The organism is Saccharothrix sp. 6-C (assembly GCF_016695385.1).
GTDB lineage: Bacteria > Actinomycetota > Actinomycetes > Mycobacteriales > Pseudonocardiaceae > Actinosynnema > Actinosynnema texasense.
Genome location: NZ_CP064192.1, coordinates 7,321,341 through 7,345,899 on the forward strand (window position 1 = coordinate 7,321,341; position 24,559 = coordinate 7,345,899).

Genomic DNA, 24,559 nt, shown 5'->3' on the forward strand with positions numbered 1-24,559 from the left:
GTGGGAGCGCTTCCTCGCAGGTGGGAGTTACGGTCGACGGCCCACTTCCCGGTCCCGGTAGGTGAATTTCTTTCAAATCCGTGATCACGTGGGGACGGTGCGTAGTTTTTTACTTGACTCCGGAGTAGGTAGTGGGCCAGACTCGGCCGCGGTAAGCACGGTCCACTCAGGACTCTCTCCGCCAAGTCCTTGCCACACCGGGAAGAGCACACCATGTCCCTGAGGTCTCCCCTGTCCCGCCGCGCCGTCGTCCTCGCCGCGGTGGTCGCCCTCACCACGTCCGGCACGGTGGCCCAGGCCGCCGAGAACCCGTACGAACGCGGCCCCGCGCCGAGCACCGCGAGCATCGAGGCCACCCGCGGCCCGTTCGCCACCGACCAGGCGACGGTGTCCTCGCTGAGCGTGCGCGGCTTCGGCGGCGGCACGATCTACTACCCGACCAGCACCGCCGAGGGCACGTTCGGCGCGGTCGCGGTGGCGCCCGGCTACACGGCCTCGCAGTCCAGCCTGTCCTGGCTCGGGCCGCGCCTGGCCTCGCAGGGCTTCGTCATCTTCATCATCGACACGAACTCCCGGTACGACCAGCCCGCCTCGCGCGGCGACCAGCTGCTGGCGGCGTTGGACTACCTGACGACGAGCAGCACCGTGCGGTCGCGCATCGACTCGTCGCGACTGGGCGTGATGGGCCACTCGATGGGCGGCGGTGGCGCGCTGGAGGCCACCGAGGACCGGCCGAGCCTGCAGGCCTCCATCCCGCTGACCGCGTGGAACACCACCAAGACGTGGTCGACGGTGCAGACGCCGACCCTGGTCGTCGGCGCGGAGGACGACTCGGTGGCCGCCGTCTCGACGCACTCCGAGCGGTTCTACACCGGCCTCCCGTCCACCTTGGACAAGGCCTACCTGGAGCTGGCGGGCGCGAGCCACTTCGCGCCGAACAGCGCCAACACGACGATCGCGAAGTACAGCATCGCGTGGCTCAAGCGGTTCGTCGACAACGACACCCGCTACGAGCAGTTCCTGTGCCCCGCGCCCCGCGCCGCGGCCATCTCCGAGTACCGGGACACCTGTCCGCACTCCTGACCTCCCGACAGGCCGTTCCCGCTGTTCAACAGCGTGAACGGCCTTTTGGGCGGTCCGTGGGAAAGCGCTTGCCGGCGGTGAACCCGGTGCGCTACCGTCGTTCCTGGGAACGTTCCCAGAGATGTCCCGCAACGCACGGCGGCGGCGTTGTCGGGGTCGAGGGGCCGTCGTCCAGCTTGGCGGGGTGTGGGGCGAGAGCGCTCTCCCCCAGGCCTTGGAGGTCTCGACGATGAGACCGCCCCTGCTGGCGACGGCCCTTTCGACGTGCTCGTGGGCCCGACGAGGCAGCACCTCCTCCATCGGCGGCCACGACCAGGCATGACGACCGCACCGGGGGCGCGACCGCGCTACGTCGCCGACACACCCCGGTACGGCAGGGTCTGGCTGTAGACGATGTTCGTGGTCGTGCTGCCGAAGCCGGTCAGGTCGTTGACCACCCGCTCCAGGTGCGGCATGGAGGTGGCGGCGACCTTGAGCGTGTAGCAGTCGTCGCCGGTGGTGCGCAGGCACTCCAGGATCTCGGGGCGGTCGGCCAGCAGCGCGTGCAGCGGCTCATGCCGGTTGCCGGGGTACTTCAGGCGGACGACGGCGAGCACGGCGTAGCCGACCTTCGCCAGGTCGACCTCGGCCCGGTAGCCGGTGATCACGCCGGCGGACTCCAGCCTGCGGACCCGTTCGGTGGTCGCCGAGGCGCTGAGGTTGACCCGGCGGCCCAGCTCGCTGAGCGCGATCCGGCCGTCGCGCTGCAGCTCGGCGAGGATCGCCCAGTCGGTCGGATCGAGGTTCCCGGTCATGGGCGGATTTTACCGGGGAATCCACGGCAGAGGGCCGGTCAGACCGGGCGGAACCTCTTCAGGACGCGCTGGTTTCCGCATAGCGTTGGCGCCGTGCAGATCGGTGTGAACGTTCCGAACTTCGGGCCCGGCACCTCGCCGGACGTGCTGCGGGACTGGGCGCGGACGGTCGAGGGCCTCGGCTTCGACCTGCTGATGGTGTCCGACCACGTGGCCGTGACGCCGGACGTGGCCGAGCAGTACCCGGCCCCGTTCTACGAGCCGTTCACCGCGCTGGCGTGGCTGGCCGGCGTGACGTCGCGGATCCGGCTCGGCACCACCGTGCTGGTGCTGCCGTACCGGCACCCGTTGCTGGTGGCGCGGATGGCGGCGAACGTGAACGAGCTGTCCGGCGGTCGGTTCGTGCTCGGCGTGGGCGTGGGGTGGGCCCGGCAGGAGTACGAGGCGCTGGGCGTGCCCTTCGCCCAACGCGGCCGGTTGACCGACGAGGGGCTGCGGGTGGTCCGGGACGCGTGGCGGGACGAGTCGGACTACCGGGCCGGCCGGATCCCGATCTGGGTGGGCGGGCACTCCGACGCGGCGCTGCGGCGGGCCGTCCGGCTCGGGGACGCGTGGCACAGCCTGCGCCTCACCCCCTCGGCGTACCGGGAGGCGCTGGAGCGGTTGAAGGTCATCGCGGAGGCGGAGGGGAAACCGTTGCCCGCGTTGACGCCTCGCGTGCTGCTGCACCTCACGCCCGACGAGCTGGGGCCGGAGCGGCGGTTGGGCGAGGGTAGCGTCGCGCAGGTCCTGGGCGACCTGGCGGAGCTGCGGGCGTCGGGCGCCGAGGCCGTGGTGCTGGACCCGTTCGTCGGGGATCCACAGGAGACAGTCCACCCGGAAGTCGCGTGGCAGGCGTTGGCCACGGTGCGAAAGGAGTTCCGATGAGCTTGCGCAGGGCGATCGAGCTGGCGGCCGAGGCGCGTGCGTCGGGCAACCCGCCGTTCGGCTCGTTGTTGGTGGGGCCGGACGGCGCGGTGTTGGTCGAGGAGCGCAACTCCAGCGTGACGGACGACGACATCACGGCGCACCCGGAGCTGAAGCTGGCCCGGTGGGCGGCGCGGTCGCTCACGCCGGAGGTGGCGGCCGGGACGACCATGTTCACCAGCTGCCAGCCGTGCGGGATGTGCGTCGGCGCGATCGAGCGGTCCGGGCTGGGGCGGGTGGTGTTCGCGCTGTCGACCGAGCAGCTCAACGAGCTGAAGCCGGGTGGCGGCTTCGCCCCCGTGCCGCAGGAGGGGCCGGCGTTGCTGGAGGAGGCGTCCGTTCCGGTGGCGGGTTACTACCGGTAGTCGCCGTGGGCTGAACGTTGAATTCGGGGGTCCGGAACGTAGGACACGCGTGTTCTCGGCGTAGGACACGCGTGTTCGGAACGTAGGACACGCGCGTTCCGGGCGTAGGACACGCGCGAATGGCGGTAGTGGTTGGGCTGTTCGGGTGCCCATTTGGAACGAAAAAGCTTCGCGCCGGTGTGGGGTTCACAGCCGGTGTCCGATTCGCTACCGTGAGGTCTGGGAGCGCTCCCAGTCCGGCATTCGGTCAATCCTCAACGTGGAGGACTCACACACATGACCTTCCGACGCGGTACCCGATCGGTGATCGGCGTCTTCAGCTCGGTCCTCGCGGTCCTCGCGGCCAGCGTCGTCACCTTGGTGGGCGCATCAGGCGTCGCGAGCGCTCACGGCTCGGTCACCGACCCGCCGTCGCGCAACTACGGCTGCTACCAGCGCTGGGGCAGCGACCACCTGAACCCGAACATGGGTCAGACGGACCCGATGTGCGCGCAGGCCTGGAAGGCCGACCCGAACGCGATGTGGAACTGGAACGGCCTGTACCGCAACGGCGTCGGCGGCAACCACCAGGGCGCCCTGCCGAACGGCCAGCTGTGCAGCGGCGGCCTGGCCGAGAGCGGCCGGTACCGGGCGCTCGACACGGTCGGCGCGTGGAACACGGCCACCAAGCCCCGCCAGTTCACGCTCACCATCACCGACCAGGCGAGGCACGGCGCCGACTACCTGCGCATCTACATCACCCGCCAGGGCGTCAACACCGCGACCACGCCGCTGCGCTGGAGCGACCTGGAGCTGGTCACCTCGACCGGCCGCTACGGCACCACGGGCCTCTACCAGGCCCAGGTGAACGCGGGCAGCCGCACCGGCCGCCACGTGGTGTTCACGATCTGGCAGGCCAGCCACATGGACCAGGCGTACTACCTGTGCAGTGACGTGAACTTCCAGTAGGACGGCAAGCAGTGGTGAGCGCACGGGTGCGGCCGGGTTTCCGCCGCACCCGTGCGCTCGACCACGTCAGGCGGTCAGCTCGAGGTAGTGCAGCGAGGCGCGCAGCACGTCCAGCTCCTCGGCCGAGGGCTTGCGGAAGACCTTGTGCAGGCCTTGCACGTCACCGGTGAACCGCGCCGAGATCCGCCGCACGTCGTAGTCCACCTCCAGGTTTCCGTCGACGGCTTCGACGGAAACCTCGAACGTGAAGGTGTGCAGCCTCCCGTCGAACTCCTCCACCCCGTCGCCGATGCCCACGGTCAGCGCCAGACCGACCACCGCGTACTTCTCGGCGCCGCACAGGTGCGCGCTGATCGCCAGGCCCGACAGCTGCCCGATCAGGTCGGCGAAAGCTTCGATCCGCTCGACCTCGCCCCGCGTTTCCGGGGCCATGTCGTCGAGGAGCCCCCGAGCGGTCTCGGTGCCGTCGAGTCGATTGACGAGGTGCTCGGACTCGACCCCGGCGAGGGCCGGGAGCATGTCGAACGCCGTCTGCCAGGTGTCCGCGTCGTACGGGTCCGGTTTCTTGGCCAGGTAGCGGGCGAGCCCGACCGGGTAGGTCAGCAGGGTGTCCGCGAACCGCCGGTACGCCTCGTCCGTGCGCCCGGAGCAGTTGACGATCAGGGCGAAAGCGGTGCCGTGGTCGTTGCCGCCGGAGAAGATCCGGGCCTGTTCGCCGTCGTCCCGGTCGCGCCGGGCTGGGATCGAGGTGGTCATTGGGTGCCTCCCGAGTTCGACCGGACTACTTCGACGGCACGAAGCCCGCGTCGTCGTCGAAGAAGTCCTGCGAGTTCTCGATGTCGTCGAGAGCCGCCTGCTTCATGAGGTCCTCCCACTTCTTCCGGATGTCCGTTTCGTTCAGCGAGTCGATGTCCAAGAGGCCACCGATGCGCTGGTAGGAACTTTCGACCTCGAAGCTCTCGGAACTGCCGCAGGGGATGTCGATGATCCGCTTGCTCTCGGCGTAGCTGATGAAAAAGCCGTTCAACCGAGGTATCACCGTGTCACCCTGGACCGTGATCGTGATTGATTGGATGAACAGGGCGGTCGGCGCCTCCTTCTTCTCGGTAGCCGCCTTGATCCTGGTCTGCACGCTTTCCAGGAACCCCTTGAACGCCCCCATCGCGCCGCCCGGGCCCACCGCCAGCGACATCAGCGCCGAGGCCACGCCCTGCGCCACCTCGATGCCCCTGCCGCTGTGCCGGAAGCGGGACTCGAGCACCTCGTCATACGCGATCAGCGGGTACTTGGTGAAGATCTGCTTCCACGCGTCGATGTTGAAGATGAGGTCGGGATCGGACCCCTGGGTGATCCACTTGCGCATCTTCGTCGAGCCGAGGCTGGTGAGCTGGACCAGGCGCTTCTTGGCCTCGGCCACCTACGCCGCCATCTCCGGCGGCACGGCCTCGGGCATGATGATCGCGGAGGCCGCCGAATCGTCTCTGTTGTAGATGCTCTCCTCGGAGCCGTCACCGACGGCGGGGCCGGTCGTGGACAGTTCGTGCGCGAAGAACGCGTTCGCCGCCAGGAATTCGTCCTCGACGATGGACGGGCCGATTTTATTCGCACCGGAATTGACGGTGGTGGTCATGATTCGTCCTTCTCCCATTGCGAGTGGGTGAACAAGTCATGGCCAGAAAATCACGGCGTAGGAATGATCGGTAGGGGTCGACCTCGACAGTGAGATGACTTCACCTGGCCGAGTTGGGTGCGGGGCCGGATTCGTGACACGAACGTCACGGACCACCTGGAAGCGGGTCACCCGACCCTCGATCGTGTGAGGGGTTGGCGCGTGGGCTCAGAGGTTCGTGGTCGCCCAGAACGCCTCACCGGCGCCGGAGACCTCGGCCGCGTCGGCGCCGTGGGGCAGGAACAGCGACTCACCGCCGCGCAACGCGACCTCGTCGCCACCACGGCGCACGACGACCAAGCCCTTGGTGCACAGCAGGAGCTGCGGACCACCGCCGGCCAGCACCGCGCCCGGCCGCACGGCGTGCAGGCGGAACTCGGGTTCCGGCGTCCGGTAGGTCCTCAGTGGACCGTCAACCTCGCCGTCGAGCACGGCGGCGGGACCGGTCGCGCGGTCGACCAGCGACAGCACGGCCGGCACGTCCACCGGCTTGGTGGTCAGGCCCGCGCGGAGGACGTTGTCGGAGTTCGCCATCAGCTCCACGCCCGTGCCGCGCAGGTGCGCGTGCAGCACGCCCGCGCCGACGTGGACCGCCTGCCCCGGCCGCAACCTCACCGCGTTGAGCAGCAACGCCGCCACCACGCCCGCGTCCGCCGGGTAGACCTCGGCCAGGTCCGCGATGTGCGCCAGCGCGGGCACGCGGGCCGCCGCCGACGCCACCTCGGCGACCAAGCCCGCGTCGGCGGTGCACAACGCCCAGCGCAGCGCGCCCCACGGGTCGCCGGCCGCGAGCGCGTCCCGCATCGGGGCCAACGACGGCAGGTTCAGCTCGTCCAGCAACGCCGCCGTCTCGGCGGCCGGGCGGAAGCCGGACAGGGTCTCGAAGTCGGTCAGCGCGACCAGGACCTCCGGCTTGGGCCGGTCGTCGCGGTAACCGCGCTCGGCGAACCCGACCGCGGCCTGCGCGCGGTCCGGGTGCACCTGCAGCGACAGCGGCGCGGCCACGGCCAGCACCTTGAGCAGGAACGGCAGGCGCGGGCCGAAGGCGGCCAGGCTGTCCGGCCCGAGCAGGCCGACCGGGTCGGCGGCCAGGTAGGCGTCCAGCGGCACGTCGCAGCCGGCCAGCCGGGACGGGTCGTCGGGGTGCGCCCCGACCCACAGCTCGGCCTGCGGCGCGGCGCTGGGCGACGGCTCGCCGCGCAGCTCGGCCAGCGCGGTCCGCGAACCCCAGTGGTACTCCCGGACGATGGTGTCCAACTTGCGCACGGCGCGTCCCTCAGATCCCCACGGGCACGGACGGGACGCGGTCGTCCGCGAGCAGCGCCGCGGCCCCGATCAGTCCCGAGTCGACGCCCAACGTCGCCGGGCACACGTCGACCCGGCGCATGAACTCCAGCCCCGCGTAGTCCGCGAGCGGCTGGGTGATGGCGGGTTCGAGCAGGTCCCAGGCCTGCGCCACGCCACCGCCGATGACCACGCGGTCGACCTCGCACAACGCCGAGGCGACCGTGATGACCTGGGCGACCGCCGCGCCGGAACGCCGGAACGCCGCCCGCGCGGTCGGGTCGCCCGCGCGGGCCGACGCGGCGAGCGCCACGCCGTCCGCCGTGCCGCCGAGCGGCTGCCAGCCCTGCTCCGACGCCCAGCGCACCATCGACGGGCCGCTGGCGAAGGCCTCGGAGCAGCCGTGGGCGCCGCAGCCGCACAGCGGGCCGGTCGGGTCGACGACGAAGTGCCCGACGTGGCCCGCGTTGCCGGTGGCGCCGAAGTGCGGCCGGCCGGCGAAGACGAACCCGCCGCCGATGCCGGTGGACACGACCATGCCGAGCAGGCACTCGCTGCCACGCCCGTTGCCGTGGTGGTACTCGGCCAGCGCCATGCACAACGCGTCGCCGCCGAGCCGGACCGGCAGGCCGGGCAGCAGCTCGCCGACGCGGGCGGTGATCGGGAAGTCGCGCCAGCCGGGGATGTTGACCGGGCTGATCGTGCCGGTGCGCAGGTCCATCGGCGCGGCCGAGGCGATGCCCGCGCCGAGCACGGTGCGGCCGGCGGCGGCCCGCAGGAGCTCGTCGAGCACTCCCGCGAGGCCGCCCCAGACCGTCTCCGCGTCACCGGTGGGCGTCGCCGCGGTGCGGCGGGCCAGGACGGTGCCGTCGGACTCGACCAACGCCGCGGCGAGCTTCGTGCCGCCGATGTCGATGGCGACCGCGACCGGCTCGAGTGCTTGCCCCATGGACTTAGTTAAGCGGTTAAGCAAAGTTTCGTCAAGAGGTGGTGCCAGCAGGGCTGAAGCGGTTCACCTCACGCCGCTCGGGACGTCACAGGTGCCGTTCGATCTCGGCCAGCTCGTCGGCCTCGAACGCCAGGTTCGCCGTCGCGGCCACGTTGTCCTCCAGCTGCTTCACGCTGGAGGCCCCGATCAGCGCCGACGTCACGTTGCGCAGCACCCAGGCGATGGCCAGCTGCGCCAACGTCTGCCCGCGCCGCTTCGCGACGTCGTCCAGCGCGCGCACCTTCGCCAACGTCGCATCGTCCAGGTTGGACGCCGACAGGAACGGCGAGGCGCCCGCGGCCCGCGAGCCCTCCGGCACGCCGTCGAGGTAGCGGTCGGTCAGCACGCCCTGCGCCAGCGGCGAGAACGCGATGCTGCCCGCGCCGACCTCCGCCAGCACGTCCAGCAGGCCGTCCTCGACCCACCGGTTGAACATCGAGTACGAGGGCTGGTGGATCAGCAGCGGCGTGCCCAGCTCGCGCAGCACCCGGGCGGCTTCCCGGGTCTGCTCGGCGGAGTAGTTCGAGATGCCGACGTAGAGCGCCTTGCCCGACCGGACGACGTGGTCCAGCGCGCCCATCGTCTCCTCGATGGGCGTGTCCGGGTCCGGGCGGTGGTGGTAGAAGACGTCGACGTGGTCGAGGCCGAGCCGGGCCAGCGACCGGTCCAGCGAGCCGACGAGGTACTTGCGGGAGCCCCACTCGCCGTACGGGCCGTCGAACATGTGGTAGCCGGCCTTGGTGGACACCAGGATCTCGTCCCGGTACGGCCGGAAGTCCTGGGCGAACAACCGACCGAAGTTCTCCTCGGCGCTGCCGGGCGGCGGCCCGTAGTTGTTGGCCAGGTCGAAGTGCGTCACACCGAGGTCGAACGCCCGGCGCAGGATGGCCCGCTGACCGTCGAGGGCCTTGTCGTGGCCGAAGTTGTGCCACAGGCCCAGCGACACGGCGGGCAGCTTGAGCCCGCTGCGGCCGGACCGGCGGTAGGGCATGGCGTCGTACCGCGACTCGGCGGCGTGGTGGGTCATGTGGATCCTCTTATCGGGTGCTCTCCCGCGCGATGAGCGTGGGCTTGGGCGACCAGCGCTCGGCGACCTCGACGCCGTCGATCAGCTCCAGCACGGACTCGGCGACGGTGACGCCGAACTGGTGCACGTCCACGCTCATCGTGGTCAGCGCGGGTGAGGCGAGCCGGCACAGCGACGAGTCGTCCCACGCGACCAGGCTGAGCCGGTCGGGCACGGCGACGCCGAGCTCCTTGGCGACGTTGAGGCCCGCGACGGCCATCACGTCGTTGTCGTAGAGGATCGCGGTGGGCGGCTCGGGCGCGTTGAGCAGCGCCGTGGTGAGCTTCGCCCCGGACTCCTCGGAGTAGTCGCCCTCCAGCACGACGGGCTCGATGCCCGCCTCCGCGCAGCCCTCGAGCAGCGCGGCGGTCCGCGCCCTGGTGTGCAGCAGCGCGTCCGGGCCGCTGACCCGGGCGATGCGCCGGTGCCCGAGGTCGAGCAGGTAGGCCAACGCCTCCCGCACGGGTCCGGCGTCGTCGGTGCGCACCGCGGGCACGGCCAGCTCGTCCGGCTCGCCCACGTACAGCGCGGGCAGGCCCATCTCCCGCAGCACCGCCGGCCGGTGGTCGTCCACCGTGCGGTTGACGACCACGACCGCGTCCACCAGACCGCCCGCCGACCACCTGCGGTAGGCGGCGATCTCGGCGTCCTCGGCGCCCACGATGTGCAGCAGCACCGACCGGTCGCGCTCGGCGAGCCGCTCCTCGATGCCCGCGATGAACTCCATGAAGAACGGTTCCGCGCCCAACAGGCGCGCGGGGCGGGCCAGGACGAGGCCCACGGCGCCGGTCGAGCCGCCGGTCACGTCCGCACCGCGCACAGGTCGTTGGCCGAGCGCAGCACCGCCGGACCGGCCAGCGCGGACGGGTCGGCCAGCTCGGCCTCCGTGCGGACCAGGAACGAGTACGTCCCGCCGGCGGGCAGCGTGACCAGGGTGTCGTCCACGACGGCGTCCTCGGCGACCCGGTCGGCCAGCACGGCGACGTCGCGGGCGAGGGAGGACGCGGTGACGTCCACCCGGTAGCCGCCCTCCACCCGCCGCACCTCGGCGGTGAGCGGGGCGGGGTCGTAGGCCAGCTCCAGGTCCTCCCGGAACAGGTGCGCGGTGCGCGCGTCGGCCGTGCTCACCACCAGCACCTCCCCCTTCGGGTCGCCCGGCGTGACCAGTTCGGCCGCCAGGTCGATCCGCGCCACCGACCTCGCCGGCACGTCGAGCGGGAGTTTAACCGCCGCGAGCACCTCGCCCGTGAACGTCCGGCGCTCCAGCGCGAGGTCGCCGGTCCAGGCCTCGCCGGTGTCGTTGACCGCGATGAGCGCGTCCACGCCGTCACGCGGCTGGACGGTGAGCAGGCGTGGCGCGAAGGCGTGCTTGAGGGCGTAGTACAGCGGCTTGAGCCGCTCGTCGCCGTCGACCGCGGCCCACGACGTGACCGGCCAGCAGTCGTTGAGCTGCCACACCAGCGCGCCGGCCGTGCGCGGCCAGTGCGAGCGGAAGTGCTCGACGCCGAACGCGACCGCGCGCGCCTGGTTGAGCTGGGTCGCCCAGTGCCAGTCCGGGAACTCCGCGGGCGCGGGCAGGTGCGGCGCGAGGCCACGGTCGAGCTTGCCGTTGCCGTCCTCGGCCTTCTGGTGCAGCAGGAACGCGGGCGAGGTCGGGGTCATCGGCTCGTCGTGCACCCACTTGGTGAGCGTCGCCCAGGTCGGCGGGCCCTGGAAGCCGAACTCCGAGCAGAAGCGCGGCGTGTGGTCGCGGTAGTGGGTGTAGTCGACCCGGTTCCAGACCTCCCACTCGTGGCGGGTGCCGTGGGTGTCCTCGTTCGGGTGCAGCTCGCCCGGGCTGTACGGGCTGCCCGGCGAGTAGTGGCGGGTCGGGTCGAGCTCGGCGACGATCCCCGGCAGCAGCCGGGTGTAGAAGCCGAGGCCCCAGGTGCGGCCCTCCAGCTGCTCCGCCCAGCCCCAGTCGGCGAAGCCCCACAGGTTCTCGTTGTTGCCGTTCCACAGCGCTAGGGACGCGTGCGAGGTCAGCCGGGCGACGTTCTCGCGGGCCTCGGCCTCGACCTCCTCCCACAGCGGCGACTCCTCGGCGTAGGCGGCGCAGGCGAACAGGAAGTCCTGCCAGACCAGCACGCCGCGCTCGTCGCAGACGTCGTAGAAGTCCTCGGTCTCGTAGATGCCGCCGCCCCAGATGCGCAGCATGTTCATGTTGGCGTCGACGGCCTGGTCGACCCGGCGGGCCAGGCGGTCGCGGGTGACGCGGGTGAGGAAGTGGTCGTCCGGGATCCAGTTGGCGCCCTTGGCGAACACCGGCTCGCCGTTGACGACGAACGTGAACGGCGTCCCGACCTCGTCGGGCGTCGTGTCGACGGTGATGGTGCGGAAACCGATGCGACGATCGGCCCGGTCGACGTCCTCGCCGGCGGACCGGAGGATGACGTGCAGGTCGTAGAGGGGGTGGTCGCCGTAGCCCACGGGCCACCACAGGTCGACGTCCGGCACCTCGACGGTCACCACGGCGGAGTCGCCCTCGACCCGGACGTGCTGCTCGACGCCGGCCACGGTCGCCACCGCCGTCAGGTCGGCGTCCTGGGCGCGGTCGACCTCGACGTGCACCTCGACCCGGCCCGTGCCGTCGGCGTCCACCGTGACGAGCGGGCGGACCTGCGCGAGGCGCGCCTCGGTCCAGCGCTCCAGCCGCACCGGCTTCCAGATGCCGGCGGTCTGCAGGTCAGGGCCCCAGTCCCAGCCGAACGAGCAGGCCATCTTGCGCACGGCGTTCATCGGGTGCGGGTAGGCGCGGTCGCGCCGGCCCAGCGCCTCCTCCTGCCGCTCGGCGTGGGCCAGAGCGGAGTGGAAGGTGACGACGAGGTCGTTCGCGCCGTCCTCGAGGTGCTCGCGCACGTCGAAGCGGTAGGAGCGGAACATGTTGGCCGTGTGGCCGAGGACCCGGCCGTTGAGCTCGACCGTGGTGACGGTGTCGAGGCCGTCGAAGGCCAGCTCCACCTTCTCGCCCGGCTTCGCCGCCTCGGCCTCGAAGGTCAGGGCGTAACGCCACTCGGCGCGGTGCATCCAGGCCAGCTCGGCCTCGTTGGTGTCCAGGTACGGCTCGGGGATCAGGTCCGCCGCGAGGAGGTCGAGGTGCGTGCTGCCGGGCACGACGGCGGGCACTTCGCGATCGGCGACGACCGCCGGGATCGGCCCGCCCACCGCGCTCAGGCGCCACCCGTCGTGCAAGGTCGTGCGAATCATCGTTCCTCTTTTCCCGGCGGCGGCGGTGGGTTTCTGCCGTGTGACGTTCAAGGTATGGCGATTCTTACGCCAGCAACTAAAGTAAGTCAACGAGCTTCACCACCAGAGAGGAAGACCACAAGTGGCAGACGTGACGCACCTGCGGGCCGCGGGTGTGAGCCTGGTGCTCGACTTCTCCGGGAGCACCCTCCCCCGGGTCCGCTACTGGGGCGCCGACCTGGGTGAACTCTCCACCTCCGAACTGGCCGCGACCCTGCTCGCGCAGAGCCCGCACCCCATCGGCTACTCGGTCGACGGCCCGGTGGACGTGGCCGTGCTGCCCGAGCAGTCGGCGGGCTGGCTCGGCACCCCCGGAATCGTCGGCAACCGGGGTGGGCGGGACTTCTCGACCGCGTTCCGCGTGGTGTCGGTGGACGGTCCCGCGGTCGAGGCGGTGGACGAGGCCGCCGGGCTCGGGCTGGCCCTGCACGTCGAGCTGACGCCGGCCGGGCTGGTGCGGCAGCGGGCCGTGCTGACCAACACCGGGTCGTCGGACTTCACCGTCGACGCGGTGAACCTGACCCTGCCCGCGCCGCCGCAGGCGGTCGAGATCCTGGACTTCACCGGGCGCTGGACGCGGGAGCGCAGCCCGCAGCGCACGGCGTGGAACCACGGTCTGCACGTGCGGGAGAACCGGACCGGTCGGACCGGCTACGACTCGGCGTACCTGCTCGCGGCGGGCACGGCGGGGTTCGGCAACCGCACGGGCGAGATCTGGGCCGTGCACACGGCCTGGTCGGGCAACCACCGGACGTTCGCCGAGAAGACCTACCACTCCGTGTCCCTGCTCGGGTCGGGCGAGCTGCTGCTGTCCGGCGAGGTCGTGCTCGGCCCCGGCGAGTCGTACACGTCGCCGTGGCAGTACGCGTCGTACGGGCACGGGCTGGACGAGGTGTCCGCCCGGTTCCACCGGCACCTGCGCTCGCGCGCGTCCCACCCCTCCTCGCCCCGGCCGGTCGTGGTGAACACCTGGGAGGCCGTCTACTTCGACCACGACCTGGACCGGCTCAAGGCGCTGGCGGACGCCGCCGCGTCGGTCGGCGGCGAGCGGTTCGTGCTCGACGACGGCTGGTTCGGCTCGCGGCGCGACGACCGGCGCGGCCTGGGCGACTGGTACGTGTCGGACGAGGTGTGGCCGGACGGGCTCGGGCCGCTCACCGACCACGTGACCGGGCTGGGGATGCAGTTCGGCATCTGGGTCGAACCCGAGATGGTCAACCCGGACTCGGAGCTGGCGCGGGCCCACCCCGACTGGCTGATGGCGGCGGGCGACCGGCTGCCCCGCACGGCGCGGCACCAGCAGGTGCTCGACCTGGCCCGGCCCGAGGCCTCCGCGCACATCCTGCGACGGCTGGACGCGCTGCTGTCCGAGTACCCCGTGTCGTACCTGAAGTGGGACCACAACCGGGACCTGGTGGACGCCGGGCACCGGCCGACCGGGCGGGCCGGGGTGCACGGCCAGACGCTGGCCGTCTACCGGCTGCTGGACGAGCTGCGGCGACGCCACCCCGACGTGGAGATCGAGTCGTGCTCGTCCGGTGGCGCGCGGGTCGACCTGGAGATCCTGGAGCGCACCGACCGGGTGTGGGTGTCGGACTGCATCGACGCGCTGGAGCGGCAGTCGATGCAGCGGTGGACGAACGCGCTGATCCCGTTGGAGCTGATGGGCACGCACGTGGGCGCGGGGACGTCGCACACGACCCACCGGCAGCACCCCGTCGACTTCCGGGCCGGGACGGCGCTGTTCGGGCACTTCGGCATCGAGTGGGACCTGACGGCGGCGTCCGACGCCGATCTCGCGCGGCTGCGGTCGTGGGTCGAGCTGTACAAGGAACTGCGGCCCCTGCTCCACTCGGGCACCTCGGTCCACGGAGATCACCCGGACCCGGCGATCGAGGTGCACGGGGTGGTGGCGGAGGACGGGTCGGACGCCGTGTTCGCGATCGTCGCCCTGGCCACGTCCCAGCTGTACCCGCCGGGGGCCGTGCGCCTGCCCGGCCTCTCGACCGACCGCACGTACCACGTGCACCCCCTCGCGCCCGGCGACGTGCCGGACGGCAACGCCCACAACTGGGGCGTGCCCCTGCCGTGGTGGCGGCCGGAGGGCGTGACCCTGCCGGGCCGGGTGCTGACGACGGCGGGCGTGCAAGCCCCGGTGCTCCACCCGGAACGCCTGGTGCTGGTGCGCGCGACGGCCGTCTGACCGCGATTCCACCCGAGTGCCGCACACCGAGGTGTGCGGCACTCCGTTTTTGTCCCCATTCGCGTCCGAATTCTGCGGACTCCCACTCGATCACCGCTGCCAGCATGGGACCGGCGGGGCGAAAGGGGGAGGCCGGTCGTGAGTGGACACGTCGTTTGCTCGATCGCGGAATTGGACGCGGTGGGCGACGCGCTGGAACTCGACGTCCGCCGATTTCCCTTCGCCGTGGGGCACGGCGGCGCGACCGTCGAGGAACGCGTCGCGCTAATCGAGTCGGTGCACCGGGACCTGTCGGCGCGGGACCTGGTCCGGGGCTCCGAGTTCGCGCCCGACCTGGTCGAGCGGCTGAGGCTGTTCGCCGAGGCGCCGGTGGGCATCGCGCTGGTCGGCACGGTCCGGGACGCCCCGCTGGTCGCCCGCGCGGCGTCCGATGGGCGCGACGGAGTCCTTGCGGTGCAACGAGGTGAGGTCGTCGCGTTCCACCGGCACTCCTCGGACACCGTCGTGCGGGCGCTGGTCGGCCTGCTGCCCCAACTGCGCCCCGGTCCCGGTTCCCCGGTCGTGGTGGCCGCACCCCCGCCGGGAGCGCCCGACGAGGACTTCTCCCAGTTCCGGTTCACCTCGGGCGTGCGGCCGGCGGCCACCGCCGGGTCCGCGGCGGCGGAAATGATGCGGCGCCCCCGACTCGGCGCGGGCCACTTCAGCGCTGCCGTGCGAAAGGGGGAGCTGGAAGTCGAGCTGGGCGCTTTCAGCTACCTCGACACCGAGGTCGGGCGATACGCCATTCTGCCGGGCATCGATTCGGACGGTCGGCCGAATGCCACGTGCACACCGGCGGACCACCGGTACCTGGAGCGCCGACTCAGGCAAATCATTGGCCCCACCGAGTGAATTCCGCCGAGAACACGCGCGGATTCGGCCCGGAAGCGGTACAGATCATCCCTGCCGGAGCACGCCACGTGGGGCATCACTGGGAGGAGTGATCACCATGGACGCGATCGTCGCCGGGATCAGCGGCATGAGCACCGCGATCTCCGACTTCGGCGCCGCGGTCGGGGCCGGCTTCGTCGTCAGCGCGAAGGGCGGCGCGGCGCTCGTCGAGGCGATCGACAGGATCGTGTCCCAGTCGCAGCGGCACATCATGACCGCCGACCGCCTGTCCCAGGAGCCGCCTCTGGGCACGACGCCGGGCGCGCAGGTCTACAAGCCGTTCCTGGCGACCATCGCTTCGGACCCCGACGAGGGGTTGGTGCCCGCGTTGCAGAAGTTCACGACCGACCTGGCGCTGCTGCGGGACCAGGTCCTGCAGGCGATGGACCTCTACCGCACCACCGACCAGGGCGCCGCGCACGGCGTCACCGACGCCGGCGGACCGAGCCTCTCCGCCTGACCGCGAGGACGTTGCCGTGGACTCCCGGATAGTCGTGATCGGCCTGGCCGCGGCGGCGCTCTTCGCCGTCACGGCGTGCGGCGCGATCGAGGGCACACCGTCGCCGAACGCGGGCGCGGGCACTGAACCGTCGACGTCGACGGGCACCACCTCGGCCACGACGGGCACCACGTCGGCCGGTGCTCCGGCCGCCCTGCACGACGCCGACCCGTGCGGGCTGGTGACCGAGGAAGACGTCGAGCGGGCCGTGGGCGCGCTCGACGGCGAACCCCGGCGCAACGACCTGGGCACCGCCCGGAGCTGCGAGTACGAGGTGGACAAGCGGCTGCTGGTGGTCGATGTCCGCACCAACGTGGGGCTGGCCGGGGTGAACGCCACCGGGCCGGTGACCGACCAGACCATCGGCGGCCACCGGGTGAAGTCGTGGGTCAGCCAGGGCGGCACCTGCTTCTTCGTCCTCGGGGTGACCGAGTCGTCCCGGGTCGACATCACGCTGCAGCCGAAGACCGGCGGGGTGGAGTGCGAACCGGCGAAGCGGCTCGCCGACGTGGTGGAGCCGAAGCTGCCGTAGCCATCCGGGGAGGGACAGCGATGAACGAGGGAGCACCGGGAAGACCGTCCGCCTACGACAAGTACGACGTCGACCACCGCGCCAAGGTGGCCACGGGCCAGGAGGTGCGGGAGCGGGTCGAGCGGGAGTACGAGCGCTTCGGGCCGTTCGCCGGGTACCTGGCCCACCTGCTCGGCCGGGGGCAGGTGGACGACCTGCTCGACGCGCAGGCCGCCCAGCTCAAGGGTCAGGTGACGACGCGGACCGCGCCGCCGGACCCGGGCGCGGACTACCTCGGCATCTCCCACCGGGAACTGCACGACGGCGTGCACGTCGGCGGCGACCCGGGGCGCGTCGGCGAGCACGGCGACCTGTGGACCGCGCTGGGCAACGAGCTGGTCGAGTTCAACGACGCCATCGTGAAGGCGATCGCCGACAGCGAGCCCGACTGGACGGGCGAGGCCGGTGACCGGGCGCGGCACGCGATGGCCGACCTGGCGCGCAAGGCCGGTGAGACGGCGGTCGCGGCGCAGATGGCGGGCACGTTGTTCGCGCAGCAGTCGAGGGCGTTGTCCACCGCGAGGGCGACGGTGCCGCCACCTCCCGCCGAGCCGTTCGACGTGGAGGCAGCGAACCGGCGGTTGATGACCATCACCGACCCGGTCGCGCTGGCCACCCGGGCGGCGGCGGACCGGGCGGAGTTCGCCAAGCAGCAGGAAGAGCACCGGCAGGCGGCACGGGCGGTGGAGGTGTACGACCGGACGGTGGCGCAGACGGCCGCCGCCCAGCCGTCGTTCGCGCCGCCGCCGGCCGCGCCGCCCACTCCGCCGCGCGGCGAGCCGTCGCCGGCGCGGCCACCCGGCCAGGTGCCGGGCGACCGCGCCGCCGTGCCGCCGCCACCGAGGGTGGGTGACGGCACGGTTGTCGCTTCCGCGGAGCCGGGGGGGCGGCACCGGGGCGCCCACCGGCGGGACGACCACCACCAGCGGCAACGGTTCGGTCCCGGTCACCCCGGGTGGCCGGGACGGTGTGCCGGGCGGGCCCGGTCCCGGAGGTCCGGCGGCGGTGGGCGTGCCGGGCGTTCCCGGGGGTGGATCGGCCGCGGGACGAGGCGGGTCGGGTGCGGGACGCGCCGGGGGCGGGTCGGGTGCGGGACGGGTGGGGCGCGGCGGCGGGTCCGCCGGCAGCGCGGGCGTCGGGGGGCGCGTTCCCGGTGGCGCGGCGCCGGGGTCGGGGTTGCCGGGAGGGCCGGGATCGGCGGTGAGGGGCGCAGCGCCGGGCGGTGCGCACGGGGAGGCAGGCGCGCGGCGCGGCGGTGCGGGGCAGGGCTTGGTCGGTGGAGCGGCGGGCGCGCCGGCCGCCGGCCGGGGCGAGGAGGACGTCGAGCACCAGTCGCCGTCCTACCTGCTCGAACCCGACCCCGAAGCCCTGTTCGGCGGCGGCGGGGCGACGGCTCCGCCGGTGATCGGCGACTGGTCCGACCGGGACTGACCGCAGCGTCGCGCCGATTCCCCGGACCACGGTCTGGTAGCGCTCCCAGAAGGTGCGCTACGGTCGGCGGCACGACGTGTCGGTGCCGGTTGTGAGCGTCACCGGGGCGAGGACCGACCGGAACGCCGGCGGCACGCCCCTCACCGCCCTGACCGACCGGGGAACGACCAAGTGAACCCTCGCACCACGGTGGCCGCGCTCGCGGTCCTGTTCGCGGCCGTCGCCTGCGGCGGGCCCGCCGCCGAGCAGTCCGCCCCCACCGGCGCCACACCGTCGTCCGGCGCCACCGCGCCCGCCGTCGGTCCGTCCAGGGGCGGGCCGCTGGACGGCCTCGACCCGTGCACCCTGCTCACCAAGGCCGAGGCCGAGCAGGTCACCGGCGCGCAGGGGGCCGACCCGGTGGTCGAGCAGCTCGGCTCGGCGCGGGTCTGCAACTTCTCGCCGGCGGCCGGCCGGCTCGGGGTCGGCGTCAGGACCACGTCCGGGCTGGCGGCGGTCCAGTCGAACGGCAACGTGGTGCAGGACCTCGTGGTCGGCCGGCACCAGGCCAAGCAGGCGGTCGGCGCCACCGGCAGCTGCGGCATCTTCCTCGGCGTCACCGAGTCGTCCCGGGTCGACGTCGTGCTGGGCGCGGGCAGCCCCGACGAGGACCCGTGCCCGGCGGCGATGCGGGTCGCCGAGCTGGTCGAGCCGAGGCTGCCCTGACGCCCGCCGGCTCAGGCCGCCAGCCGCACGACGACGGCGGACGGGCCGGCGCCCGCGTGGGTGGCTCGCAGCACCCCTCGGGCCGCGTCCCACTCGAAGGCCCACTCGGGTGACGTCACCGGGAACACCGGCGACACCGTGACGTCCTGCCCCCGCAGGTGCGGCACGGGCAGGTCCGCGGACGGTGGCGCGTCGGGCAGCCGCCACGCGGTCACGTAGCTGTTCGCCGCCGCGCGCAGCCCCTGCGCCACCCACGGGCCGGTGCGGTCGGTCAGGCCGAGCGGCCAGAACGGAACCGACGTGGCGACCTCCGGTCGCAGTCCCTTGTGGACGGACACCGCCTCGCGCACCAGCGCCCGCCGCCCCTCGTCCATCAGGTCCACCCGGCCGGCCAGGTACAGCCGTCCCAGCACGCCGGTGGCCAGCGTGAACGCGGCCTCCGACGGCGTCATCCCCGGCTGCGCGTACGCCCAGTTCCCGGCCTGCTCCGGCAGCACCGACGCCGGCGCGGCGGCGGCGATCGGCGGGTACAGCAGGGGGTTCTGCTGGTCCGACGTGGACTGGAGGTGCAGGCGCGACAGCATCGCGTAGTCCATCCGCATCGCGCCGGACGCGCAGTTCTCCAGCAGCAGCCCCGGGTGCCGGGCCAGCAGCGCGTCGAGCCACGCCAGGTGCGCCCGGTTGTGCCCGAGCAGCCCCTCCCCCGGCGCCAGGCCGCCGACGTCGGTGCCCGCGCCGGGCATGATGTTGTAATCCAGCTTGAAGTACCCGATGCCGAACTCGCCGACCAGCCGGTCGACCACCTCGTCCACGTGCCGGACCGCCTCGGGGTGCCGGAAGTCCAGGTGGAACCGGCCGTGCTCGCCCACCCGCGCGCCCTGGCGCTGGAAGAACGCCTCGTCCGGCAACGACCGGGCCAGCGCCGAGCGCACCCCGACGACCTCGGGCTCCAGCCAGATCCCGGGCACCATGCCGCGCTCCCGGATGCGGTCGGCGACCTCGCCGAACCCGCCGGGGAACCGGGTCCGCGACGGCCGCCACTCGCCGACGCTGTCCCACCACTCGCCGTCTTCGTCGTACCACCCGGCGTCGACGCAGAAGTAGTCCGCGCCGACCGCGGCCGCCGCGTCGATCAGCGGCAGCAGCTTCTCCGTGGTGGGGTCGCCCATCAGGGTGTTCATGTAGTCGTTGAAGACCACCGGCAGCTCGGGGGCGCGCCGGTTGCGCAACGTGGCCCGCCGCTGCCGCGTCAACGCGCCGAACGCCTCGTCCACGCCGCCGGCGACGACCGCCACCGACACGGGCACGGTGGTGAAGCCGTTCCCGGCCGACACCACGCGACCCCACTGGTGCTCGCCGTCGCTGGGCCCCAGCAGCGCCAGGTACGCGCCGGCGACGGTCTCCCCCACCTCGAAGTGCCACGCGCCGTTGTGCTCGATCTGCCACGCGAGCGCCCAGCTGTCGTCCCGCGCCACCAGCACACCGGTCGGCAGGTGCTCACCCGTGGACCACGAGCTGCGCGACGTCAGCGCGAACCGGCTGCGCGACGCGTGGTGGTGCACGGTCGGGTCCATCGCCACCAGGCCGGCCTCGCGCAGCGGCGTGCGGTGCCAGCGCGACTCGGCGACCCAGTCGGAGTCGGCGTGCACGAGGTCCACCTCGTCCACCGAACGGCCTGCGTCCACCAGGAACGCCCCGGTGGACAGCGACGTCACGGCCTGGAGGTGGACCGGCTCGCCCTCGACCGCCACCTCGGTCCAGGTCCGCACGGCGGGCACGCCGGCGACGCCCTGGAACACCGAGGTCACCACCAGCCCGCTCCCCGGGTCGTGCTGCACGACCCGCAGCTCGTCCGCGGACGCGGTGTGCGAGCGGTAGCGCAGGCGGGCGCCGATCGTCGTGTCGGCGTAGCGGTGGCTGCCGGGGAACCGGCCGTGCCCGACGGCCTGGACCTCGACCAGCGGCACCCCGATCCCCTCGACCGGGCCGTCGGGGCGCAGCGAGAGCAGGCTCACCGGGCGGTCGTCCCCGTGGGTCAGCAGCAGCCTGATCGCGCCGGTGGACCAGGTGACCGTCATGTGGCGACTTCCTCCCACGCCCCGGTGTTGTGGTCGTACGCCGCCGCGGCGCCGGCCCGCTCCACGTCCGCCGGGTCGATCTCGACGGCACGGCCGCGCGCCTCAGGGTTCGGCGCGGCGGAGGCCAGGATCTTGGTGTACGGGTGCTGCGGGTTGAGGATCACCTCGTCGGCCGGTCCCCGTTCGACCACGCGCCCCTTGTAGAGCACGAGGATGTCGTCGGAGAAGTGCCGCGCGGTGGCCAGGTCGTGGGTGATGTAGAGGACGGCCAGGTTCTCCTCGCGCTGCAACCGCGCCATGAGGTTGAGCACGCCGAGCCGGATCGAGACGTCCAGCATCGACACCGGCTCGTCGGCGACCACGACCTTCGCGCCCGGCGCCAGCGCCCGCGCGATGGCGACGCGCTGCCGCTGGCCGCCGGACAGCTCGTGCGGCCGTCGCCCGGCGATGTCGCGGCCGGGCAGGGACACGCGCTCCAGCAGCTGCACGACCTCGTCCCAGCCGTGCGGCCGGCCGTGCAGCTTCAACGGCCGCGCCAGGTGGTGCTCGATGGTGTGGAACGGGTTCAGCGACGCGAACGGGTCCTGGAACACCATCTGCACGTTGTCCCGGTACGCGCGTTCGGGCACCTTCGCGCCGTCCGGGCCGGTGAGCGTGATGGCGCCGCCGCTCGGCTTCTCCAGCCGGGCGATCATCCGGGCGATGGTCGACTTGCCCGAGCCGGACTCGCCGACCAGCGCGACCGTGCGACCGGGCGTGAGGGTGAACGACACGTTGTCCACCGCGCGCAGCCGCACCCGCCGCAGGCCGACCCGGACGTGGAAGTCCTTGACCAGCTCGTGAGCTTCCAACGTGGTCATCGGACGCCTCCGGACGAAGTGGTCTCGCCGGACCGGTCGACCGGCGTCAACTGCTCGCCGGAGCGGACGAACGAGCCGCGCTCGCCGGTCAGGCTGGGGAACGAGTCGAGCAGCTGGCGGGTGTAGGGGTGCGCGGGCTGCTCGAACATGTCCTGCGCGGTGGCGTACTCGACGACCTCGCCCTCCTTCATGACCGCGATGCGGTCGGCGAGTTCGAGCAGCAGCGGCAGGTCGTGGGTGATGAACAGGACGGCGAAGCCGATCTCGTCGCGCAGCCGCAGGATCTCGCGCAGGATGCCGCGCTGCACGACGACGTCCAGCGCGGTGGTCGGCTCGTCCATGATCATGACCTGCGGGTCGAGCAGCAGCGCCATGGCGATCATCACGCGCTGCCGCATCCCGCCGGACAGCTCGTGCGGGAACGAGCTGAGCCGACGCACGTCGACGCCGACCAGCTTGAGCACCTCCTCGCACTTGGCCTTGCGCTGCGCCTTGGTCATCTCGGGCCGGTGCGTGGTGAGCACGTCGTCGAGCTGCGCGCGGACCGTGAGGACGGGGTTGAGCGCGTTCATCGCGCCCTGGAACACCATCGACAGCTTCGACCAGCGGAACTCCCGCAGCTCGCCCGGCGTGAGGGCCTGCACGTCGACGTCGCCGCCCTCCCGGTCATGAAACGTGACCGAGCCGGTGGTGACCTCGGCGGGTGGCCGGTGCAGCCGGTTGATCGCGTAGGCCAGGGTGGTCTTGCCGCAGCCGGACTCGCCGGCCAGACCGAGGATCTCGCCGCGCCGCAGGGTGATCGACACGTCCTTGACCGCGTGCACCGGGTTCTCCACCTGGTAGACGACGGACAGGTCGGTCACGGTCAGCACCACGTCGTCGTCCGCGCGCGGCACGGGTTCGGGCGTGCGGGCCGCTACGGCCTCGGTGCGGCGGGGGATGTCGCGCAGCTTGGGGTTGATGATCTCGTCGATGCTGAAGTTGATCAGCGCGAGGCCGCAGCCGAACAGGGCGATGATCAGGCCCGGCGGCACGAACCACCACCACGCGTCCCGTTGCAGCGCGAAGCCGTTCTGGGCGTAGTAGAGCATCGTGCCCAGCGTGGACGAGTTGGACGCGCCCAGGCCGAGGAACGACAGGCCCGCCTCGCTCAGGATCGCGTAGATCACCGAGAACACGAACTGCGAGGCCAGCAGCGGCAGCAGGTTCGGCAGGATCTCGACGGTGATGACGCGCCAGGGCTTCTCGCCGGAGACCTTGGCCGCGGCCACGTAGTCCCGGTTGCGCAGCGACAGCGTCTGGGCGCGCAGCACCCGTGCCGACGCGGCCCACCCGGTGATCGCCAGCACCACCGCGATCGTCCACGAGCCGCGCTGGTCGGCGGGCACGAACGCGGAGATGACGATCACCAGCGGCAGGCCGGGGATCACCAGCATCACGTTGGAGAACAAGGAGAAGCCCTCGTCGACGTACCCGCCGATGTAGGCGCCGACGATGCCGAACAGCGCCGACAGGGCGGTCGCCATCACGCCGACCATCAACCCGATGTACAGCGAGCCCCTGGTGGCGTGGGCGAGCTGCGCCACGATGTCCTGGCCGGTCTGCGTGGTGCCGAGCCAGAACTCGCCGCCCGGCCCGGTGAGGCTGATGTCGCGGATCGTGTTCGGGTCGCCGACCAGGAAGGGGCCGACCAGGCCGATGAACGCGATCAGCCCGACCAGGACCAGGCCGACGCCCAGTTTCGGCGACCAGCGCGGCAGCATCGACCGCCACCCGGCCCGCCCGCGCGGAGCCTCGACGGTGACAGCACTGGGATTCGTCACGGTGTCCGTTTCCCCTTCTCAGCCGCTGACGCGGGTGCGCGGGTCGATGACGGCGTAGAGCAGGTCGACCACGAGGTTCGCGCCGAGCACGGCGACCGTGATGACCAGGAAGATGCCCTGCATGAGGGCGTAGTCGTTGTTCTGCACCGCTTGCAGCAGCTTCGACCCGATGCCCGGGTAGGAGAACACCTGCTCGGTGATGATGGAGCCGGCCACCACGAACCCGAGGGAGATGGCGAACCCGGCCACGGACGGCAGCACCGCGTTGCGGGCCGCGTACTTGATCATGATCCGGGAGTCGCGCAGGCCCTTGGCCTTGGCCGTGAGCACGTAGTCCTCGGCGGTGGCCGACACCATCATGTTGCGCATGCCGAGCAGCCAGCCGCCGACCGAGGAGATCACGATGGTCAACGCGGGCAGCGTGCCGTAGTAGATCGCCGAGCCGATGAAGTCGGCGTTCCAGCCCGGCGAGAGGATGACGTCGTAGCCGCCCTGCAGCGGGAACCAGCCCCACGCCGAGGACAGCACCGCGACCAGGATCAGGGCCAGCCAGAAGTACGGCACGGCCGCCAGCACGGTGGTGGCGGGCACCAGGCTGTCCAGCCAGGTGCCGCGCCGCCAGCCGACGAGCGTGCCGAGGACGATGCCGAGGACGAACGACAGGAACGTCGCGATGCCGACCAGCATCAGGGTCCAGGGCAGGGCGCCCGCGATGATCTCGGACACCGGCGTCGGGAAGCTGCTCACCGAGATGCCGAGATCACCGCGGAACATGTTGCCCAGGTACGAGACGTACTGGCTGAGGAGCGACTCGCCGCTGTTCGTGCCGAGCAGCAGCTCGTACGCCCTGCGGGCCGACGGGTCCACGGTTCCGCCGCGTTGCGCGAGCTTCGCCATGAGGATGTCCACCGGGTTGCCCGGCATGAGCCTCGGGATGAAGAAGTTCAGCGTCAGCGCCGCCCAGAGGGCGACCAGGTAGAACGCGAACTTTCGGGCGTAGTACCTCATCGG

23 protein-coding genes are annotated in these 24,559 nt (G+C 72.1%); 10 read left to right on the top strand and 13 right to left on the bottom strand.

What is annotated here, in order from left to right:
- Positions 1-213 precede the first annotated feature (213 nt).
- A complete protein-coding gene (gene bdeA / locus IOD16_RS31325; protein ID WP_201437362.1) occupies positions 214-1,083 on the top strand; it encodes a bis(hydroxyethyl) terephthalate hydrolase in 870 nt (289 codons plus the stop codon).
- 347 nt (positions 1,084-1,430) lie between these two features.
- Here the strand turns inward: bdeA and IOD16_RS31330 are convergent, their stop codons facing one another.
- A complete protein-coding gene (locus IOD16_RS31330; RefSeq protein ID WP_123745692.1) occupies positions 1,431-1,877 on the bottom strand; it encodes an Lrp/AsnC family transcriptional regulator in 447 nt (148 codons plus the stop codon).
- A gap of 93 nt (positions 1,878-1,970) precedes the next feature.
- On the opposite strand from IOD16_RS31330, the gene IOD16_RS31335 reads away from it, so the two are divergent.
- The 3 genes from IOD16_RS31335 to IOD16_RS31345 all read left to right on the top strand — a co-directional run bounded on the left by IOD16_RS31335 (position 1,971) and on the right by IOD16_RS31345 (position 4,156).
- Positions 1,971-2,804: an LLM class flavin-dependent oxidoreductase gene (locus IOD16_RS31335; protein ID WP_123745691.1), complete on the top strand. Its 834-nt coding sequence runs from the start codon at positions 1,971-1,973 to the stop codon at positions 2,802-2,804.
- Positions 2,801-3,208: a nucleoside deaminase gene (locus IOD16_RS31340; RefSeq protein ID WP_201437364.1), complete on the top strand. Its 408-nt coding sequence runs from the start codon at positions 2,801-2,803 to the stop codon at positions 3,206-3,208. Before IOD16_RS31335 ends, IOD16_RS31340 begins: the two co-directional genes overlap by 4 nt.
- Before the next feature lie 276 nt (positions 3,209-3,484).
- The gene (locus tag IOD16_RS31345) at positions 3,485-4,156 is read left to right on the top strand and encodes a lytic polysaccharide monooxygenase auxiliary activity family 9 protein (RefSeq protein ID WP_201437365.1); all 672 of its coding nucleotides are present in this window, start codon (positions 3,485-3,487) and stop codon (positions 4,154-4,156) included.
- Positions 4,157-4,222: 66 nt separating this feature from the next.
- On the opposite strand, the gene IOD16_RS31350 is transcribed toward IOD16_RS31345, so the two are convergent.
- The 8 genes from IOD16_RS31350 to IOD16_RS31385 all read right to left on the bottom strand — a co-directional run bounded on the left by IOD16_RS31350 (position 4,223) and on the right by IOD16_RS31385 (position 12,409).
- Entirely contained in the window at positions 4,223-4,912 is a 690-nt protein-coding gene (locus IOD16_RS31350; RefSeq protein ID WP_201437367.1) for a hypothetical protein, read from the bottom strand.
- A 25-nt stretch (positions 4,913-4,937) separates the two neighbouring features.
- Positions 4,938-5,573 carry a hypothetical protein gene (locus tag IOD16_RS31355; RefSeq protein ID WP_201437369.1) on the bottom strand — a complete coding sequence of 212 codons (636 nt, stop codon included), beginning with the start codon at positions 5,571-5,573 and terminating at the stop codon, positions 4,938-4,940.
- A complete protein-coding gene (locus IOD16_RS31360; RefSeq protein ID WP_201437371.1) occupies positions 5,574-5,786 on the bottom strand; it encodes a hypothetical protein in 213 nt (70 codons plus the stop codon).
- A gap of 207 nt (positions 5,787-5,993) precedes the next feature.
- Positions 5,994-7,091, bottom strand: coding sequence for a mannose-6-phosphate isomerase, class I (manA, locus tag IOD16_RS31365; protein WP_201437373.1), 1,098 nt, complete (start codon positions 7,089-7,091; stop codon positions 5,994-5,996).
- A gap of 10 nt (positions 7,092-7,101) precedes the next feature.
- Complete coding sequence (locus IOD16_RS31370; RefSeq protein WP_123745685.1) at positions 7,102-8,058, bottom strand: ROK family protein; 957 nt, start codon at positions 8,056-8,058, stop codon at positions 7,102-7,104.
- A gap of 85 nt (positions 8,059-8,143) precedes the next feature.
- Positions 8,144-9,124, bottom strand: a complete 981-nt coding sequence (gene mgrA, locus IOD16_RS31375; RefSeq protein ID WP_123745684.1) for an L-glyceraldehyde 3-phosphate reductase — start codon at positions 9,122-9,124, stop codon at positions 8,144-8,146.
- A gap of 10 nt (positions 9,125-9,134) precedes the next feature.
- Positions 9,135-9,968 (bottom strand): LacI family DNA-binding transcriptional regulator, encoded by an 834-nt coding sequence (locus tag IOD16_RS31380; RefSeq protein WP_123748348.1) that lies wholly within the window; start codon positions 9,966-9,968, stop codon positions 9,135-9,137.
- Positions 9,965-12,409: a glycoside hydrolase family 2 protein gene (locus IOD16_RS31385; RefSeq protein WP_201437375.1), complete on the bottom strand. Its 2,445-nt coding sequence runs from the start codon at positions 12,407-12,409 to the stop codon at positions 9,965-9,967. The genes IOD16_RS31380 and IOD16_RS31385 overlap by 4 nt, the downstream gene beginning before the upstream one ends.
- 121 nt (positions 12,410-12,530) lie before the next feature.
- On the opposite strand from IOD16_RS31385, the gene IOD16_RS31390 reads away from it, so the two are divergent.
- The 6 genes from IOD16_RS31390 (at position 12,531) to IOD16_RS31415 (ending at position 18,787) form a co-directional block, all read left to right on the top strand.
- Positions 12,531-14,651 (top strand): alpha-galactosidase, encoded by a 2,121-nt coding sequence (locus IOD16_RS31390; protein ID WP_201437377.1) that lies wholly within the window; start codon positions 12,531-12,533, stop codon positions 14,649-14,651.
- A 138-nt stretch (positions 14,652-14,789) separates the two neighbouring features.
- On the top strand, positions 14,790-15,542 hold the full coding sequence (locus IOD16_RS31395; protein ID WP_201437378.1) for an ESX secretion-associated protein EspG: 753 nt from the start codon (positions 14,790-14,792) through the stop codon (positions 15,540-15,542).
- 97 nt (positions 15,543-15,639) lie between these two features.
- On the top strand, positions 15,640-16,041 hold the full coding sequence (locus IOD16_RS31400) for a hypothetical protein (RefSeq protein WP_201437380.1): 402 nt from the start codon (positions 15,640-15,642) through the stop codon (positions 16,039-16,041).
- 16 nt (positions 16,042-16,057) lie between these two features.
- A complete protein-coding gene (locus IOD16_RS31405) occupies positions 16,058-16,612 on the top strand; it encodes a DUF3558 family protein (RefSeq protein ID WP_201437382.1) in 555 nt (184 codons plus the stop codon).
- 20 nt (positions 16,613-16,632) lie between these two features.
- The gene (locus tag IOD16_RS31410) at positions 16,633-18,177 is read left to right on the top strand and encodes a hypothetical protein (protein ID WP_201437384.1); all 1,545 of its coding nucleotides are present in this window, start codon (positions 16,633-16,635) and stop codon (positions 18,175-18,177) included.
- Between the two features lie 76 nt (positions 18,178-18,253).
- Positions 18,254-18,787 (top strand): DUF3558 domain-containing protein, encoded by a 534-nt coding sequence (locus tag IOD16_RS31415; RefSeq protein ID WP_201437386.1) that lies wholly within the window; start codon positions 18,254-18,256, stop codon positions 18,785-18,787.
- An 11-nt stretch (positions 18,788-18,798) separates the two neighbouring features.
- On the opposite strand, the gene IOD16_RS31420 is transcribed toward IOD16_RS31415, so the two are convergent.
- The 4 genes from IOD16_RS31420 to IOD16_RS31435 are packed head-to-tail and all read right to left on the bottom strand — an operon-like array spanning position 18,799 to position 24,556.
- Positions 18,799-20,865 carry an alpha-galactosidase gene (locus tag IOD16_RS31420; RefSeq protein ID WP_201437388.1) on the bottom strand — a complete coding sequence of 689 codons (2,067 nt, stop codon included), beginning with the start codon at positions 20,863-20,865 and terminating at the stop codon, positions 18,799-18,801.
- Positions 20,862-21,725 (bottom strand): ABC transporter ATP-binding protein, encoded by an 864-nt coding sequence (locus tag IOD16_RS31425; RefSeq protein WP_201437389.1) that lies wholly within the window; start codon positions 21,723-21,725, stop codon positions 20,862-20,864. Before IOD16_RS31425 ends, IOD16_RS31420 begins: the two co-directional genes overlap by 4 nt.
- Positions 21,722-23,548, bottom strand: coding sequence for a dipeptide/oligopeptide/nickel ABC transporter permease/ATP-binding protein (locus IOD16_RS31430; protein WP_236594493.1), 1,827 nt, complete (start codon positions 23,546-23,548; stop codon positions 21,722-21,724). Before IOD16_RS31430 ends, IOD16_RS31425 begins: the two co-directional genes overlap by 4 nt.
- Before the next feature lie 18 nt (positions 23,549-23,566).
- Positions 23,567-24,556, bottom strand: a complete 990-nt coding sequence (locus IOD16_RS31435; protein WP_123745673.1) for an ABC transporter permease — start codon at positions 24,554-24,556, stop codon at positions 23,567-23,569.
- Between the last annotated feature and the right edge of the window lie 3 nt (positions 24,557-24,559).

Bases quoted from the DNA above. Each gene is read 5' to 3' on its own strand.
- IOD16_RS31340 (WP_201437364.1), top strand. From the start codon at position 2,801: ATGAGCTTGCGCAGGGCGATCGAGCTGGCGGCCGAGGCGCGTGCGTCG.
- IOD16_RS31330 (WP_123745692.1), bottom strand. From the start codon at position 1,877: ATGACCGGGAACCTCGATCCGACCGACTGGGCGATCCTCGCCGAGCTG.
- IOD16_RS31350 (WP_201437367.1), bottom strand. From the start codon at position 4,912: ATGACCACCTCGATCCCAGCCCGGCGCGACCGGGACGACGGCGAACAG.
- IOD16_RS31370 (WP_123745685.1), bottom strand. From the start codon at position 8,058: ATGGGGCAAGCACTCGAGCCGGTCGCGGTCGCCATCGACATCGGCGGC.
- IOD16_RS31410 (WP_201437384.1), top strand. From the start codon at position 16,633: ATGAACGAGGGAGCACCGGGAAGACCGTCCGCCTACGACAAGTACGAC.
- IOD16_RS31385 (WP_201437375.1), bottom strand. From the start codon at position 12,409: ATGATTCGCACGACCTTGCACGACGGGTGGCGCCTGAGCGCGGTGGGC.
- bdeA (WP_201437362.1), top strand. From the start codon at position 214: ATGTCCCTGAGGTCTCCCCTGTCCCGCCGCGCCGTCGTCCTCGCCGCG.
- IOD16_RS31420 (WP_201437388.1), bottom strand. From the start codon at position 20,865: ATGACGGTCACCTGGTCCACCGGCGCGATCAGGCTGCTGCTGACCCAC.
- IOD16_RS31425 (WP_201437389.1), bottom strand. From the start codon at position 21,725: ATGACCACGTTGGAAGCTCACGAGCTGGTCAAGGACTTCCACGTCCGG.
- IOD16_RS31345 (WP_201437365.1), top strand. From the start codon at position 3,485: ATGACCTTCCGACGCGGTACCCGATCGGTGATCGGCGTCTTCAGCTCG.
- IOD16_RS31360 (WP_201437371.1), bottom strand. From the start codon at position 5,786: ATGACCACCACCGTCAATTCCGGTGCGAATAAAATCGGCCCGTCCATC.
- IOD16_RS31435 (WP_123745673.1), bottom strand. From the start codon at position 24,556: ATGAGGTACTACGCCCGAAAGTTCGCGTTCTACCTGGTCGCCCTCTGG.
- IOD16_RS31400 (WP_201437380.1), top strand. From the start codon at position 15,640: ATGGACGCGATCGTCGCCGGGATCAGCGGCATGAGCACCGCGATCTCC.
- mgrA (WP_123745684.1), bottom strand. From the start codon at position 9,124: ATGACCCACCACGCCGCCGAGTCGCGGTACGACGCCATGCCCTACCGC.